Genomic DNA, 542 nt, shown 5'->3' with positions numbered 1-542 from the left:
GGGTGGAAAGCGGACATTGCGTCCGGCGCGCCGGTGCTCGAAAAGGCTGTCTATGACATCGCCTCCAACAGCATCGATGGTCAACGCGATCAATGGCTACCTTGCGTTGCTCAAAAGCCAGCCTGACGATGAAGAGACAAGGCTCGCCAAACTGTGCGAGGCGCTTGATTGTCTCGTAATCGAATATCATCGTGCGCCAGATGTCGAACCTGACACCGATGACTTATTGCCGTCAGTTCCTTACGAGCCGTTGGCCGAGCGAGCCGCCGCGTCATTTCCAGAACTTGGATATTATGCTGATGTCGAGCCGCAAGACGGCTTGGAGCAAGAGGTCACACTTGGAGGCGCGGTTGATGACCTTGCCGACATTGCGAGAGACCTATCAGGCGTTCTTTGGCACATCGACCGTGGCGCTGCCAACGACGCCTATTGGGAGTTTCGCTTCGGCTATCAAACCCACTGGGGAATGCATCTTCGTCGACTCCGGCGTTACCTGCATTCGATCATGCACTAGCGACGAAGGAACGTCCGCAATGGGGTCG

The 542-nt window shown here is 56.3% G+C and carries 1 protein-coding gene; it reads left to right on the top strand.

Annotated features, from left to right (window positions below; genetic code table 11):
• The first annotated feature begins 52 nt into the window (after positions 1-52).
• Complete coding sequence (locus tag ILT46_RS12010; protein ID WP_255528395.1) at positions 53-514, top strand: DUF5063 domain-containing protein; 462 nt, start codon at positions 53-55, stop codon at positions 512-514.
• The last annotated feature ends 28 nt before the right edge of the window (positions 515-542 follow it).

This window comes from Qipengyuania sp. YIM B01966, from assembly GCF_016461955.1.
Taxonomy (GTDB): domain Bacteria; phylum Pseudomonadota; class Alphaproteobacteria; order Sphingomonadales; family Sphingomonadaceae; genus QFOP01.
The sequence above is the reverse complement of the archived record's forward strand: the minus strand, read 5'-3'. Positions and strand labels throughout refer to the sequence as shown.